General features: G+C 67.1%; 14 protein-coding genes. 5 read left to right on the top strand and 9 right to left on the bottom strand.

The genetic code is table 11. The features are described 5' to 3' along the window. Positions 1-49: 49 nt before the first annotated feature. Together F7O44_RS11535 and F7O44_RS11530 are read right to left on the bottom strand one after the other, a co-directional pair. A complete protein-coding gene (locus tag F7O44_RS11535) occupies positions 50-487 on the bottom strand; it encodes a PLDc N-terminal domain-containing protein (protein ID WP_162450374.1) in 438 nt (145 codons plus the stop codon). A 175-nt stretch (positions 488-662) separates the two neighbouring features. Next, positions 663-1685 carry a TIGR03560 family F420-dependent LLM class oxidoreductase gene (locus F7O44_RS11530; RefSeq protein ID WP_162450539.1) on the bottom strand — a complete coding sequence of 341 codons (1023 nt, stop codon included), beginning with the start codon at positions 1683-1685 and terminating at the stop codon, positions 663-665. 112 nt (positions 1686-1797) lie between these two features. On the opposite strand from F7O44_RS11530, the gene F7O44_RS11525 reads away from it, so the two are divergent. Continuing rightward, positions 1798-2115 (top strand): DUF4229 domain-containing protein, encoded by a 318-nt coding sequence (locus tag F7O44_RS11525; RefSeq protein WP_162450373.1) that lies wholly within the window; start codon positions 1798-1800, stop codon positions 2113-2115. Here F7O44_RS11525 and F7O44_RS11520 read toward each other — a convergent pair. The 3 genes from F7O44_RS11520 to F7O44_RS11510 all read right to left on the bottom strand — a co-directional run bounded on the left by F7O44_RS11520 (position 2102) and on the right by F7O44_RS11510 (position 5322). Beyond that, positions 2102-2977, bottom strand: coding sequence for a 1,4-dihydroxy-2-naphthoate polyprenyltransferase (locus F7O44_RS11520; RefSeq protein ID WP_162450372.1), 876 nt, complete (start codon positions 2975-2977; stop codon positions 2102-2104). The two genes, F7O44_RS11525 and F7O44_RS11520, sit on opposite strands and share 14 nt — an antisense overlap. Further along, positions 2977-4203: an o-succinylbenzoate--CoA ligase gene (gene menE, locus F7O44_RS11515; protein ID WP_162450371.1), complete on the bottom strand. Its 1227-nt coding sequence runs from the start codon at positions 4201-4203 to the stop codon at positions 2977-2979. The genes F7O44_RS11520 and menE overlap by 1 nt, the downstream gene beginning before the upstream one ends. Positions 4204-4365: 162 nt before the next feature. Next, positions 4366-5322 carry a 1,4-dihydroxy-2-naphthoyl-CoA synthase gene (locus F7O44_RS11510; RefSeq protein WP_162450370.1) on the bottom strand — a complete coding sequence of 319 codons (957 nt, stop codon included), beginning with the start codon at positions 5320-5322 and terminating at the stop codon, positions 4366-4368. A gap of 123 nt (positions 5323-5445) precedes the next feature. Here F7O44_RS11510 and F7O44_RS11505 point away from each other — a divergent pair, with 123 nt between their 5' ends. From F7O44_RS11505 to menD, 3 genes are all read left to right on the top strand, one after another. Then, positions 5446-6135: a hypothetical protein gene (locus tag F7O44_RS11505; protein WP_162450369.1), complete on the top strand. Its 690-nt coding sequence runs from the start codon at positions 5446-5448 to the stop codon at positions 6133-6135. A gap of 71 nt (positions 6136-6206) precedes the next feature. Further along, on the top strand, positions 6207-7364 hold the full coding sequence (locus tag F7O44_RS11500) for a hypothetical protein (protein ID WP_222851278.1): 1158 nt from the start codon (positions 6207-6209) through the stop codon (positions 7362-7364). 2 nt (positions 7365-7366) lie between these two features. Beyond that, positions 7367-9088: a 2-succinyl-5-enolpyruvyl-6-hydroxy-3-cyclohexene-1-carboxylic-acid synthase gene (gene menD / locus F7O44_RS11495; protein WP_162450367.1), complete on the top strand. Its 1722-nt coding sequence runs from the start codon at positions 7367-7369 to the stop codon at positions 9086-9088. Between the two features lie 163 nt (positions 9089-9251). Here the strand turns inward: menD and F7O44_RS11490 are convergent, their stop codons facing one another. After that, a complete protein-coding gene (locus F7O44_RS11490) occupies positions 9252-10523 on the bottom strand; it encodes an isochorismate synthase (protein WP_187361244.1) in 1272 nt (423 codons plus the stop codon). Positions 10524-10646: 123 nt separating this feature from the next. Here F7O44_RS11490 and F7O44_RS11485 point away from each other — a divergent pair, with 123 nt between their 5' ends. Next, a complete protein-coding gene (locus tag F7O44_RS11485) occupies positions 10647-11345 on the top strand; it encodes a demethylmenaquinone methyltransferase (RefSeq protein ID WP_162450365.1) in 699 nt (232 codons plus the stop codon). A 29-nt stretch (positions 11346-11374) separates the two neighbouring features. On the opposite strand, the gene F7O44_RS11480 is transcribed toward F7O44_RS11485, so the two are convergent. The 3 genes from F7O44_RS11480 to F7O44_RS11470 all read right to left on the bottom strand — a co-directional run bounded on the left by F7O44_RS11480 (position 11375) and on the right by F7O44_RS11470 (position 14289). Beyond that, positions 11375-12487: an ABC transporter ATP-binding protein gene (locus tag F7O44_RS11480; protein WP_162450364.1), complete on the bottom strand. Its 1113-nt coding sequence runs from the start codon at positions 12485-12487 to the stop codon at positions 11375-11377. 39 nt (positions 12488-12526) lie between these two features. Continuing rightward, entirely contained in the window at positions 12527-13324 is a 798-nt protein-coding gene (locus tag F7O44_RS11475; RefSeq protein WP_425501386.1) for a carbohydrate ABC transporter permease, read from the bottom strand. A 77-nt stretch (positions 13325-13401) separates the two neighbouring features. Next, positions 13402-14289 (bottom strand): carbohydrate ABC transporter permease, encoded by an 888-nt coding sequence (locus F7O44_RS11470; RefSeq protein WP_222851277.1) that lies wholly within the window; start codon positions 14287-14289, stop codon positions 13402-13404. Positions 14290-14303 lie beyond the last annotated feature (14 nt).

Below are 14303 nucleotides of genomic sequence, written 5' to 3'. Positions count from 1 at the left end.
CGGGCTTCAGAGCCTGGCCAACTGACACAAAGGGGGCGTCAGCTACGCCTCAGCGGACGTCGTCATCACCGCTGTCTGAGCGTTTGCCCAGCTCTTCCTCACTGCTGCTGTCCGGGCGCTGCGGAGGCTCCGGCGGGTTGTCGCCGTCGTCGTCCTTGCGCAGTTCTTCCTCTCTGCGCCGGAGGCTGGCTTCCCAGTCGTTCAGCAACTGCTCATGCTCGTCATCGAGATTACGGAGCTGGCGGAGAAACTCAGGATCGTCATCAGGAGCGCGCGGCGGCGTCACCGGCTTAGCCGGCCGAGGGCCGGCACGGTGCTTGGCCGCGGCGAGCCAGAGGACGGGGCCGATCACCGGTATCAACACGATGAGGGCCACCCAGACAGCCTTGTTCAGCATCCGGATCCTGGCCGAGTCGGTCTGCAGGCAGTCGATCAGCGCATAGACCGTCAGGATGAGCGCTACCACCACCGGCAACACGCGGGCCACTGCGGGACCTCCTCATTGGATGAATCTCTATGCTCCAGCCTAAGCCAGATGTGCCGCCACGCCCACAACACCCTGCGTTCATCACCCGTGACGAGCACGACAAACGGCGGCGAAACCACCTCGGCCAGGACGTGAACACCGGTTTACGTCCTGGCCACAGGCATATGGTGCGGGGTTACTGAAGTGCCGGTATGACTTTCTGCTCTACGAGATCGAGGCTGTCCGACTCGTACGCGGCACCCTGCACATAGAAAATGGCGTACTTCATGCCGGCGTCCCGCATCGCCTCGAGGTGCTCGGTGATCTGTTCCGGCGTGCCTGTCGTGGGGCTCGTGCGGTAGTTCTTGAGCGCTTCCTCGACGCGGTCAGCCGGTAGGAACCGGCGCGCCACATCGGCGAATTTCGACAGTTTGTCCTCGACCTCGGCCTCGGTCTCACCGATGACGATGTTGAAGCTGGACGTTCGAGTGATGGAGTCGAAATCGGTGCCGAGGTCGCGGCAGTGTTGCGCGAGAATCTCCGACTTCCGGACGAACGTGTCGAGGTCTCCGCCGAAGTTGGTGTAACCGGTGTAGCTCTCGGCGTCGAGCTCGCCGCCACGGGCGTTCTTCGCGGCGATTCTGAGCGTCACCTTCTCGCCGCCACCGGCGATCCACAGTGGGATGCCGCCCTCCTGGAGGGGGAGCGGCCGGCAGATGGCGCCGTCGACGGAATAGTGTTCCCCCTTCAGCGTGGCCGTGCCATGGGTCCACAGCTGCCGCATGATCTGGACGCCCTCATCGAGCATTGCCAGCCGCTCGCCGGCTCGCGGGAATCCGTAGCCGTAGGCGCGCCATTCGTGCTCGTACCAGCCGGCGCCGATCCCCATCTCGGCGCGTCCGCCTGAGATGATGTCCACGGTGGCTGCGACTTTGGCCAGGTAGGCCGGGTTGCGGTACGCCATACACGTGCACATCTGGCCCAGCCGCACCCGCTCCGTGGCGGCCGCGAAGGCGGCCATCAGCGTCCATGCCTCATGGGTGGCTTCGCTGGTCGGTTCCGGGACGGTGTGGAAATGGTCATAAACGAATACGGTCTCGAAGGCGGTGCCTTGGTCGGCGCGTTTGGCGATGCCGAGCATCGTGTTCCATTGCTCCTCCGGAGGGATATCGACCAAGTCGAGCCGCCAGCCCTGTGGGATGAACATTCCGAAACGCATACGATCAGTCATGCATCAACCGTACAGACCGGGATTTGCTCCCGGAGGCAGGCCACGGTTGCGCACCGCCCCTACGCGGGCGCGGCCACTCGCGTCGTAGGCTGGTGACGTTATGGCCATCCTGCGATACACCATGTTGCGCGTCCTGATCTTGGCTGTGATCGGCGCGTTGCTCTGGCTCGTCGGCTTCCGCGGCTTCGGATTGCTGCTGGCCGCGTTCTTCGCGTCGGGAATCGTCAGTATCTTCGTGTTGCGTCGCAGCCGCGACGACGTGTCAATGGTTCTGGACAAACGGGTCTCAACCATCAAGACCCGGCTGGAGCAGCGCACTGCCGAAGAGAACGCCTGGAACGACGTCCAGCGCAGCCGCGAGCCTGAGCCGGAGGAGCCCAGCGGCCCGCCCGGAGGCGGGCAGGTCAGCTCAGGCTGAGCCCGATGGTCAGCAGAATCGCGAAGACGAGTCCCGTCAGGCCGGTTTTCTGAAGCACCGGGATCAGCAAGACACCGCGTTCGCCGCGCAGCACCGGCGCCACCGTGCGCCACGCGAGGGGAAGCGCCAGCAGAGCGATCGCAAGCCACGGACCCTTGGTGACGGTCAATGCCAGGACCAGCACGAACGGCACCGACATCAGAGCGGCGAACAGCACGCGGCTGCGTTGTTCTCCGAGGAAGACCGCCAGGGTGCGTTTGCCGGCGGCCGCGTCCTGGGGAGCATCCCGGATGTTGTTGACCAGCAGGAGCGCGCACGCGAGGCTGCCGACCGCGACGGCCGCCACGAACGACGACGCCGTGAGACGCTCCGCCTGGACGTAGGTCGTTCCCATGACGGCCACGAGGCCGAAGAAGACAAAGACCGCGATCTCTCCGAGCCCTCGGTAGCCGTACGGCCGGGTGCCACCGGTGTAGAACCAGGCGGCTGCCACCGCGAGTCCGCCGACGCCCAGAAGCCACCACTGTTCGGTCAGCGTGATCAGGGTCAGGCCGGTCACGCCGGCCACGGCGAAGCTCAGCCATGCTGCCAGCTTCACCCGCTGAGCGGCAGCCGAACCGGAGCCGACCAGCCGGAAGGGGCCCACCCGGTCGTCGTCGGTGCCCCGGATGCCGTCGGAGTAGTCGTTGGCGAAGTTCACTCCGACTTGCAGAGCCACCGCGACGATCAAGGCAAGCAGGGCCCGGCCCAGGTGTACGGCGTCAACCGCCGCGGCGGCACCGGTGCCGACCAGCACGGGTGACACAGCCGCGGGCAGGGTTCGAGGGCGGGCGCCTTGCACCCACTCGGTGGAAGTGGCCATCAGCTGACGGCGGCCCGGGACTCGCTGAGGCCCTGTGTGAGACCGAGGCGATCCACCTTGCCATTTGCCAGTACAGGCAGTGTGTCGACGATGATCAGCTCCTTGGGTGCGTACGCCGCGGGGGCGCGGCGCATGACGTGCGCGCGCACCGACTCCAGGCGGGGCGGCTGCTCAGGGTCTTGGGCGACGACGGCCGCGACCACCCGCTGCCCCCACTCCGGGTCCGGCAAGGCCACGGCCAGGGCCTCTCGGACGGCAGGATGCGCGGCAACAAGATGGTCGACAGCCACCAGCGGCACGTTGACCCCGCCGGACACGGCGACGTCGTCGCTTCGCCCGATCACGCTGAGCCGGCCGTCAGGCCCGACCTGGCCGATATCAGCGGTGGTGTACCAGCCGTCGCCGAGCACATCCGCGCTCAGCTGTGGCCGCAGCCGGTATCCGCTGGCCAGCATCGGTCCGCGAAGCCGGATCTTGCCATCGGGGGCGAGCTGCACCTCGACGTCGTCCAGGGGCAAGCCGTCGTACACACACCCACCGCATGTCTCAGTCGCGCCGTAGGTGGTGACCACGGAAACCCCGGCGGCCCGCGCGCGTTCCAAGATTTCGGGGCTGACCGCGGAGCCGCCGATGAGCACGGCGTGATACCCGGTGAGGGCTGCCACGGCGGCTTCGCCGGCGTCGAGCAGCGCTGCCAGCTGGCGCGGCACGAGTGCGGTGTAGCGGCGGTGCGGGCCAGAGGCGAACAAGCGAACGCTGGCCGCCGCGAAGAGTTCGGGATCGAACCCGCCGGAGAGGTCGAGCGCCACGGGCTCGGTCTCGGCGACGAACGAGCGGGCCAGCACCATCAGTCCGGCAACATGGGTAGCCGGCAGTGCCAGCAGCCACCGGCCGGGGCCACCGAGGCGCCGGAGCGTGGCCGCGGCAGAGGCTTGTACGGCCTTCGCGCTGAGCAACACCCCCTTGGGTTCACCGGTGGAGCCCGACGTCGGGACGACGAAGGCTGTCTCGGTGTCTTCGAGTGGTGTGTCCGGCTGGAGGGTGGCCAGCAGGTCCTCGCGAACGGGTGCTGGGTGGTCAGGCACCGGCAACAGCGCGGGACCGCCGCTCAATGCGGCGACGACCGCGGGATAGAGGCGAGGAAGCACAGCAGGCGACAGCGGCACCTCGATCGCCTGGAGCGAGCGGGTAGCCGCCGACGTCGTTGTCGTGGCTGGCGTTTCCATCGCGCCTCCAAGTTTAGCCGGGGCCCCGGAAAAATGGGTCTCTCCTCGCCCAGCAGACTCGGTCGGGGAGAGGCTTCGCCATCGACCTCCCTCGCTGATGCCCGCCACACCATGGAGAGACCCATTTTCCCACGGCCGCATCATGTCCAGTCGCGATCTTGATCAGAAATACCAAGGGAAGGGGGACCAGTCGGGGTCCCGCTTCTCGAGGAAAGCGTTGCGGCCTTCCACTGCTTCGTCGGTCATATACGCCAGCCGGGTCGCCTCACCTGCGAATACCTGCTGCCCGACCATGCCGTCGTCGACGGCGTTGAATGCGAACTTGAGCATTCGCTGGGCGGTGGGGCTCTTGCCATTGATCTTGGCAGCCCAATCGAGCGCGACGTTCTCCAGCTCGGCATGCGGGACCACCGCGTTGACCATGCCCATCCGGAAAGCGTCCTCGGCGGAGTATTCGTCTCCCAGGAAGAAGATCTCGCGGGCGAACTTCTGTCCGACCTGCCGGGCGAGATAGGCCGAGCCGTATCCGGCATCGAACGAGCCGACGTCGGCGTCGGTCTGCTTGAAGCGCGCATGTTCGGCACTTGCCAGCGTGAGGTCACACACCACGTGCAGGCTGTGCCCTCCGCCCGCGGCCCATCCCGGCACGACCGCGACGACGATCTTGGGCATGGTGCGGATGAGCCGCTGCACTTCGAGGATGTGCAACCGGCCGGCCCGGGCCGGATCGATCCGTTCCGGCCGCGCCACGCCCGAGGCGCCCGCCACGGTGTCTCCGGCCGGGTGGTCACCAGTGGTGGTGTAGCGATAACCGTCGCGGCCGCGTACGCGTTGGTCGCCTCCGGAACAGAATGCCCACCCTCCATCCTTCGGGGACGGCCCGTTGCCGGTCAGCAATATGCAACCGACGTCGGAGGTCATTCGGGCGTGATCGAGTGCTCGGTACAGCTCGTCGACCGTGTGCGGCCGGAACGCGTTGCGGACCTCGGGCCGGTCGAAGGCGATGCGGACGGTGCCCTGATCCTGCCCACCGAAGACCTGGCGGTGATAGGTGATATCAGTGAATTCGAAGCCCTCGACGGGGCGCCAGCGCGAGACGTCGAACAGTGCGGTTGTCACGGATGTCACTTTACGGCGAGCCACGATCTGCCCGGTTTCCCGGTTGGGACGCGTGTGCATTCGTTAGTGTCGACGTTGCGAGAAACTAGCTCAACACCCACCTTCTTCTGAAAGGGCCGATGCATGTTGCGCACGGCGCTGCGGACGTCCTCCGCGCTCCTTTTGACCAGCCTCCTGATCGCCGGGTGCGGATCGGACGACGGTTCCGGCGACGACGGCCCAGTCGACAGCGGCGACGTCACCACGGATGACGGCGCGGACGACGACGCGGACGACGGCGCGGATGACGGCGCGGACGACGACGCGGACGACGGCGCGGATGACGGCGCGGACGACGACGCGGACGACGACACCCTGGCCGGGGTGGATATTCCTGACGGCTGGACGCTGGTGACCGACGAGCCCAGCGGCATCAGCGTGGCGTTGCCGGATGCGGTCGCGCCGCAGGAGCAAGAAGCTCCGACCGGTGACGGCGGCACCATGACCGCCCGCTCGTTCTTCATGGTCGAGGGGGATGTCGAGGTCGGCTTCAACGTTCTTGACCTGGACGGTGGCATGTACGACCTCGAGGTCGGGATGCAGGGCGTCGCCGACCAGATCGCGGGCACCGTCGAGCGCAGCGAGAGCATCACGGTCGACGGCAACGAAGGTATCGAGGCCGAAGTCTCCTTCGGTGCGGACTATGTGACGACCTTCCAGCTGATCGAGCTCGACGATCACGTCCTGCAGCCACTTGTCTCCTCTGAACAGCAAAACAGCGGGCAAGCTGAGGAGTACTTCGAGCAGATCACCAACTCCATCGAACTCGGTTGAGGAACAGGCGCTGAGTCCGGAACCATCCACCCACCCGGTTCGTCAGAATAGTGACGTCACCTGGAGGTTCCGTGGCAAGTACGCGGTTGATCATGGAAGATGGGTATATGGGGTCTCGTCTGCTGGCTAGCGCGGGTGTGATTGTCATCGCGGGTGCGGTGGCCTTTACGTTGATCGGTGGGGCCAGCGACGGATCATCGGAGGACACGACGGCCACGGCCAAGGTGATCCGGGCGGCGTCGAAGCCCATCGTTCTCCCGCCGTCGCCCAGTGACTCCGACCCGGTCCAGGCCCTGCACGCCGAGCCCGAAGGCGGCGACGAGCTGATTCTCACCGTTCCGGAGAACGTGAACGGCTGGGACGAGGTGACGTTCACCGCCGAGTGGAACAGTTCCGATGCCGGGCCCGTGCACGCGGTCGTCGATCTGCAGGAGGTCGACGGCGACACCTGGGAGAACGTCGCCGAGATCGAGCTCGGCGACGAGGGTGGCAGCGTCGAGCTGGATGTCAGCGAGACCGGCATCTACCGGCTCGCCTACGGCGGCAGCGATGAGATGGAAGCCACCGTCTCCAACGACGTCACGGTGGTCACAACTGACCTGCTGCCTTCGCGGGTCACCGCCACCGCCTCGCCCACCGACGACGGTATGGCCGAAGTCATCGCCACCTGGACCACTGAAGCCGGGGTCGCCATTGTCGGCGAGCTCGAGTTGCAGGCGAAGGTCGGCGACACATGGGAGACAGTCACCGAGGTCACCACCGATGCCGACAGCACGGCCGAGATCGAGGTCGACGCCGCGATCGGCGACGAGTTCCGTTTCGTCTACCCCGGCGGAGATCGCTTCGACGAGGTCAAGAGCGACACCGGTGTCGTGCTCAGCGACGACGTTCGCAACATCGAGGTCCGGGTGTGCAACAACAGCACCGACATCGACAACCTCCCGTATGGCGTGGCATGCCACTACGCGCCCGTCACTGTGGACACGTTCGTCGCCGCACATGACTACCTGGGCAACGCGTGGTGGAACGCGATGCCCATGGGCACGCTCGTAGAGCTGGAGGGCGAGCAGGCCGGCATCTACGAGGTCGTCGACCGGGTCATCGCGCCCGGGCGCGGGGCCGCGCTGGGAAGTGCGTCCAACTGGGCGTGTGGCGACGCCTGTGACGTCATTCTCCAGACCTGCCAGGGCGCCAACACCGGATTCACCTGGCTGCGCCAGATCGACTGACCGTGAATCCTTCGACGGCTGTGGCCGAGGCGATCGTCGACGAGCTCGTCCGCCACGGAGTTGAACACGCTGTGCTCGCCCCCGGATCACGCAGTGCGCCGCTGGCGTTCGCCTTCGCGGCCGCCGCGGACCGGGGGCACCTGCGGCTGCATGTGCGCATCGACGAGCGTTCGGCTGCCTTCACCGCGCTGGGGCTGGCCAGGGTGAGCGGCCCGGTGGCCGTCGCCACGACGTCCGGGACCGCGGTGGCGAACCTGCATCCGGCCGTGCTCGAAGCGGCGCATTCAAACGTGCCCTTGATCCTGCTCACCGCGGATCGTCCGCATGAGATGCGCGGTACCGGCGCGAATCAGACGACGGACCAGGTCGCCATCTTCGGCTCGGCCGTGCGCTATTTCGCCGACGTGCCCGCGCCGTACGGGCGCCCGGACGAAGTCGCGGACATGCGCAGCCTCCTCGCCCGGGCCTTGGCCGCATGCGCCGGCTCACGTGGCGGCGCGCCGGGTCCTGCGCACCTGAATCTGTCGTTCCGTGAGCCGCTGGTGCCCGACCCTGGCAGCGCCGCGGCGTCGTGGGTGTCGTCGGAGTCGTCTCCGCACGGCCGGACGGCGGTGCATGCCGTGCACCCACCCCGTCCGGGTCAGCCTGATCCATCTGCTCCCGGAAGTGCGCTGGCGCTGCCGTGGGGACCACGGACGGCCGTCATCGCCGGGGACGGGGCCGGGTTCGCAGCGCGGGATTTCGCCGAGCGAGGTGGCTTCCCGTTGCTGGCTGAGCCGTCTTCGGGCGCACGGTCCGGGCCGAACGCGCTCGGACCCTATCGGCTGTTGCTCAGCCGTCCGGAACTCGGCGGGCAGATCGAGCGGGTTGTGGTCTTCGGCCGTCCTACGTTGTCGCGGCCGGTTAGTGCGTTGCTGGCCCGGCGCGACGTGGAGGTGGTTGTCGTGGCAGCGGGCGACGGCTGGCCCGACGCCGCCCGCAATGCCGCACACGTGACCCACGCCGTGCACATGGCGCGGCACGATCACCCAGGTGAGGCCGGCAACGGTTGGCTGGCGGCGTGGCAGGAGGCGGACCACATCGCGCGGCGTGCCATTGACGGCGTACTCGACACCGGAACGCTGAATGGCCCCTTGGTGGCACGGGAGGTGTGGGCGGCGCTGCGCGACGGCGAGGCGCTGGTCGTGGCGTCGTCCAATCCGATTCGCGACGTCGACCTCACTGCCGCTCCGTTCGCCGGGGACGCCGAGAGTCAGGCGGGTCCGCTCGTGCTGGCCAACAGGGGACTGGCCGGGATCGACGGCACGCTGTCGACCGCGGCGGGTGTGGGGCTCGCGTCGGGCCGGTTGACCAGGGTTCTGGTCGGAGACCTGGCGTTTCTGCACGACGCCGGCGGGCTGCTCGTAGGGCCGTCAGAGGACACACCCGATATGCAGATCGTTGTCCTCAACGACTCCGGCGGCGGGATCTTCTCGTTGCTGGAACAGGGGGCACCGGAGTACGCGAAGCCATTCGAGCGGGTATTCGGCACCCCGCATGCGGCGGATCTCGCCGCGCTGTGCGCGGGTTACGGCCTCGCGCACGTCCGGGTGGACGATGTGGCCCAATTGCGCGCCGAACTGGCCGAGCCGCGGTCCGGCCGAACGGTCGTCGAGGTGCGCGTCGATCGGAACGCACTACGTGATCTGCATGCCCGGCTGCGCGACGCCGTCACGCACCACTAGTCCCCGGGGCTCCGGCGAAAGGGATCTCTCCATGGTGTGGCGGGCATCAGCGAGGGAGGACGACGGCGAAGCCCCTCTCCTGCCGAGTCTGCTGGGCGAGGAGAGATCCCTTTCGCCGGAGCCACTCAGGTTGTGCCCGTCACGTGGAGAGCGGTCGTGCCCGTCACGTGGAGAGCGCGTCTCGCATCGGCACGAGCTTGGCGACGCTTTCGGCGAGCTCCGCCGTCGGGTCGGAGCCGGCCACGATGCCGCAGCCGGCGAAGAGCCGCAGCCGGGTGCGCTCGCTGGAGTCGACCTGCGCGCATCGCAAGGCGATGCCCCACTCGCCGTCGCCGGAGCTGTCGATCCACCCGACCGGTGCCGCGTACCTGCCACGGTCGAGCGCCTCCAGCTCACGAATCATCTCCTGAGCCTTCTTCGTGGGGGTGCCACCCACGGCGGCCGAGGGATGCAACGCGCCGGCCATCAGCAGCGACGACGCCTGTCCGGAGGTCACCCCGGCCAGATCCGTGGCCAGATGCATGACGTTGGGCAGGTGGAGTACGAACGGTGTCTCGGGGATGTTCATACTCGAGCAGAACGGGGCCAGGGCGTCGGCGACCGACCGGACGGCGAACTCGTGCTCCTCGAGATCCTTGCTCGACCTGGCCAGCGACGCAGCCAAGGCGAGGTCGTGTACGTCGTCCCTGGTCCGCCGGATGGTTCCGGCCAGCACGCGGGAGGTGACCAGGCCGCGTTCGCGGCGCACCAGCAGTTCGGGGGTGGCGCCGAGCACACCGTCGACGCTGAACGTCCAGCAGCGTGGGTACCGATCGCTGAGCCTGCGCAGCGGCCACCTCAGGTCGAGCTGCCGCGGTGTCTCGGCGATGAGCTCACGAGCGAGCACGACCTTCTCGAGTTCACCGGCGTTGATGCGGCTGACGGCATCGGCGACGATTCGGCCCCACTCGGCGCCGCTGCGGCTGCCGTCGGCGAACGTCACCGGGCCTGGCCGCTTGATCGGAGCCACGGATGGCAAGCTCGGCCAGGGCGGCAAGTCGCCGTTGACGCTGACGGTGGTGACCCACCATCGGCCCTCGCGGTGCCCGACGACCGTCTCCGGCAGCACCAGCGAGGAGGACGTGGGGCCGTCGTCAAAGGTGAACGACCCGAACGCCACCGGGCCGGTGCCGGGAAGCTGGACCTCATCCCGGATCACCGCGGTCCGGGTGAGATTGCGCCACCATTTGTCGGCCTCGGTGAACCGGGCGGAGCCTTTGACGTCGAAACGGGCGGCCTCCCCCCAGCCGGCGAGACCTTCGCCGCGGCGGACCCAGACCAGAGGTGCCTCGCTGGGCAGCGTCGAAAGCAGCGGCCCGGGGTCGGGGATCTCTACGGTGCGTGCAACCAGCGCGGGCACTTGAGCAGTGAGGGGAGCACTCGTCACGGGCGACAAGCCTACGTCGAAATCCGGGCGGACCGGACTCGGCCAGTTGACGACTTCGTCACAGCCCGCATGAGCACGGGAGGGCAGGGTCCTAAGAACCGCCCCTATTCGCGCGGGTTCTAAGCTGGGTTCGTGATCCGTGCTTCGCTCGACAAGCAACCCCAAGAGGTTGCGGCGATGTTCGACGACGTCGCCGACCGATACGACCTCACCAACGACGTCCTGTCCTTCGGTCAGGACCGCTACTGGCGCCGCGCCGTGTTCCAGGCCGTATGCCCATTGCCCGGAGAACGGATCCTTGACCTGGCGGCCGGCACCGGCACCTCCAGCGAGCCGTTCCGGGCCGCCGGGGCAGCGGTGGTGCCCTGTGACTTTTCGCTCGGTATGCTCCGGGCGGGCAAACGGCGGCGTGAAGACCTGCCGTTCATCGCGGGCGACGCCACCCGGCTGCCCTTCGCGGATGAGTCCTTCGACGCGGTGACGATCTCCTTCGGGCTGCGCAACGTGCACGATCCCGATCTCGCGCTGCGCGAGATGCTGCGGGTCACCCGCCCGGGCGGGCGGCTGATCCTGTGCGAGTTCAGCCATCCCACGTGGACGCCGTTCCGGACCGTCTACCTGGAGTACCTGATGCGCGCGCTGCCGTCGGTGGCGAGAAAGGTGGCCAGCAACCCGGACGCCTACGTCTATCTCGCGGAGTCGATTCCGGCCTGGCCCGATCAGCCGGCGTTGGCCGAACGACTCCGGTCCGCAGGCTGGTCCAGGGTCCGGTGGCGCAATCTCTCCGGCGGCATCGTCGCGCTGCACCAGGGCACCCGCGACGACCCCTGAGCCCGGCCCCTCAGCCCCCGGGGCCGTGCTCACGCCGGATGTGGTTGTGCCTCCACGGGCCGCCAGGTGATCGCCTGACGGGTCGAGCGATCCATCCACCTGACCCGTTCCGGGTCGATCTTCAGCCAGATGTCACTGCCGGGCGCCGGAAACGACTCAGCCGGAGCTGAGACCTTCAAGGTGTCGGCACCGGTGCGGACGGTCAGCAGATTGTGGGAACCGAGCGGCTCCAGAACCTGAACCTCCGCCGGCACGAGTTCCGGGGCGGGTTGACTGTGGACCTCGATGTTCTCCGCCCGGATGCCGAGCACCAGGTTGCGTCCGGTGAGCTCGTCAGCATCGGCGCCGTTGTAGGTGAACGAGCCACCACTCACCTCCACGACCGTTCGCCCGCCGTCGCTGGTCATGCTCGCCTCGAGGAAGTTCATGGGCGGCGTACCGACGAACGACCCGACGAACATGTCGGCCGGATTGTTGTAGACCTCCAATGGTGAGTCGACCTGGACGATCCGGCCCCCGTTCATCACGGCGATCCGGTCGCCCATGCTCAACGCCTCGACCTGGTCGTGGGTGACGTAGATGGTGGTCAGCTGAAGTTTCTGGATGATGCGCTTGAGCTCCGCCCGCATCTCCATGCGAAGCAGCGCGTCCAGATTGGACAACGGCTCGTCCATCAGCAGCACGTCGGCCTTCGTGGCCATCGCGCGAGCCACCGCCACCCGCTGTCGCTGCCCGCCTGAAAGCTGTGCCGGGTAGCGGTCGAGGAAGTCCTCGATGTGTAGAAGCTCTGCCGCTGATCGCACCTGCTCGTCGATCGTGTTCTTGTCCATCTTCTGCATCCGCAACCCGAAGGCGATGTTGTCGACGACCTTCAGGTGCGGGAAGACGGCGTAGTTCTGGAACACCATGGCGATCCGGCGGGACCGGGGTTGCAGGGACGTCGCATCCCGGCCGCCGATCCATACCCGGCCCCCGTCCACCTTCTCCAGCCCGGCCAGACAACGCAGCAGCGTGGTTTTCCCGCAGCCCGACGGTCCGAGCAAGACAACGAACTCTCCGTCGGCAACCTCGAGATCGACGCGGTCCACGGCGGGCTCCTTGTCGAAGAACTTCTGGACGGACTCAAAGCGAAGGCCAGCCATGATGGCACCTTTCTGGTTGCGCCGGACGCCGCGGGGGAATCATCGAGAGACCCGTCCCCACATGGTGAACAGGTACTTCCGGATGACGAGGATGACGATCAGCGAGGGAACCATGAGGAAGAAGCCGCCGGCGAAGCGGAAATGCAACGGCGACTGATTGAGCACCGCGAGCATCTCCGCGGGCAGCGTCCGATTCTGCAGGGTCAGGATCGAGGCGGCGAAAACCTCGTTCCACGAGATGATGAACGTGAAGATCGCCGCGGCGGCGAGGCCCGGCAAGGCCAGCGGGAGCGCCACCCGGCGAAACGCCGACACCCGAGTGCAACCCAGGGTCATGGCTGCTTCCTCGAGCTCCTCGGAGATACCCGCGAAGACGCTGGCCGTCACCAGCACGACGAACGGAAGCGCCAGCGCGGTGTGGGTCAGTGCCACGCCGAGGGCGGTGTCGTCGATCCCCACACGCAGGTAGGTGACCGCCAGCGGGATCGACAGAATGATGATCGGAAAAGCGCGCGTACTGACCACCACCAGCCGGAACGAGCCACTGCCCCGGAAGGCGAACCGGGCGAGCGCGTAACCGGCCGGGGTACCCACGGTCAGCGCGATGAGCAGAGTCAGCGCCGCGACCACGACGCTCATCCGTAGAGCGTCGAGGATGCCGCTGGAACCGAAGAAGAACTCCAGCGTCTCCGTCGACAGATTGGTCGGCAACAGCTTCTTCGGATACGCGAACACGTCATCCGGGGTAGAGAACGCCGCGATGGTGATGAAGTACATCGGCAGCAGGATCCAGAGCGCGAAAAACGTCGCCAGCGCATACAGCCCCACCCGTCCCAGCACAGACCGCAGGCCGGGCCGGGCTCTGCTGTCGTTTCGCGCCTCGCCGCTGGTGTTGTCGGATCGCACGTCGCCGCTCATCGGATCAGCTGCTCTCGTCTCGTCCGGAAGATCCGCAGGATGAGCGCCGCGGCGGCGACCGTGAGCACGAGTATCAGGGCGGCGTAAGCGGCGGCCACATTCGGATCTCGGTACGTGCCGTGCCATCGCCATGCCTCAGCCGTCAGCACGGTCGCACCACGGCCGGTGATCGCGATGACCGTCGCGAACACCTCGAAGGCGAGCACCGTCCGCAACAGCAACGCGACGGCCAGGGCGGGCTTGAGCATCGGCAGCGTGACCCTCCACAGCCGCCGTAAGTAGCCCGCGCCGAACACCTCGGCCGCCTCGCCGTACTCCTTCGGAATGCCCTGCAATCCGGCGACGAGCACGACCATCACCAGCGCCGTCGAGCGCCACAGCTCGGCAAGGATCACCTGCCCCAGCAAGAAACCCGACCGCGTCGGATCGATCCAGATGACGGCCTGATCGATCAGCCCGATCCCTTCCAGGATCGTGTTGAGATATCCGCGCTCGGTGAAAATGGCGTACCAGATGATGCCGGCCGCGAGGTCGGAGATGGCCAGCGGAAGTATGAAGATGTACAGCCACACTCCGCGTCCCCGAAGCTTGGCGTTGACCACCAGCGCCATCGTCAGGGCCAGGACGAACTGGATCGGAACTATCACCACGACCAGCGCAAGCGTGAACCAGAACGCCCGGCCGAAGTCGGCGTCGTTCACCATCATGGTGAAGTGTTCCGCGGTCCAGCCGCCGTCGGCGCCCTCGAATGCCAGCCGGAACGCTTGCACCATCGGTGAGAAGAAGAACAGCGCAAGATAGATGAGGGCAGGAATGATCAGCCAGTAGGGCAGCATGTTCGTGCCCCTGAACCGGCTGCCGATCGATTCGGTGATGGCGCGCATCGTCGTCGGGCTAC

Origin of the sequence: Phytoactinopolyspora mesophila, from assembly GCF_010122465.1 — a bacterium.
GTDB lineage: Bacteria > Actinomycetota > Actinomycetes > Jiangellales > Jiangellaceae > Phytoactinopolyspora > Phytoactinopolyspora mesophila.
Note: the sequence above shows the minus strand (reverse complement) of the source record. Positions and strands in the feature narration are given on the sequence as shown.

What these genes read in the sequence shown, in the direction of transcription:
- F7O44_RS11505 (WP_162450369.1), top strand. Translation starts at nt 5,446, where the DNA reads ATGTTGCGCACGGCGCTGCGGACGTCCTCCGCGCTCCTTTTGACCAGC.
- F7O44_RS11480 (WP_162450364.1), bottom strand. Translation starts at nt 12,487, where the DNA reads ATGGCTGGCCTTCGCTTTGAGTCCGTCCAGAAGTTCTTCGACAAGGAG.
- F7O44_RS11530 (WP_162450539.1), bottom strand. Translation starts at nt 1,685, where the DNA reads ATGCGTTTCGGAATGTTCATCCCACAGGGCTGGCGGCTCGACTTGGTC.
- F7O44_RS11525 (WP_162450373.1), top strand. Translation starts at nt 1,798, where the DNA reads ATGGCCATCCTGCGATACACCATGTTGCGCGTCCTGATCTTGGCTGTG.
- F7O44_RS11470 (WP_222851277.1), bottom strand. Translation starts at nt 14,289, where the DNA reads ATGCGCGCCATCACCGAATCGATCGGCAGCCGGTTCAGGGGCACGAAC.
- menE (WP_162450371.1), bottom strand. Translation starts at nt 4,203, where the DNA reads ATGGAAACGCCAGCCACGACAACGACGTCGGCGGCTACCCGCTCGCTC.
- F7O44_RS11520 (WP_162450372.1), bottom strand. Translation starts at nt 2,977, where the DNA reads ATGGCCACTTCCACCGAGTGGGTGCAAGGCGCCCGCCCTCGAACCCTG.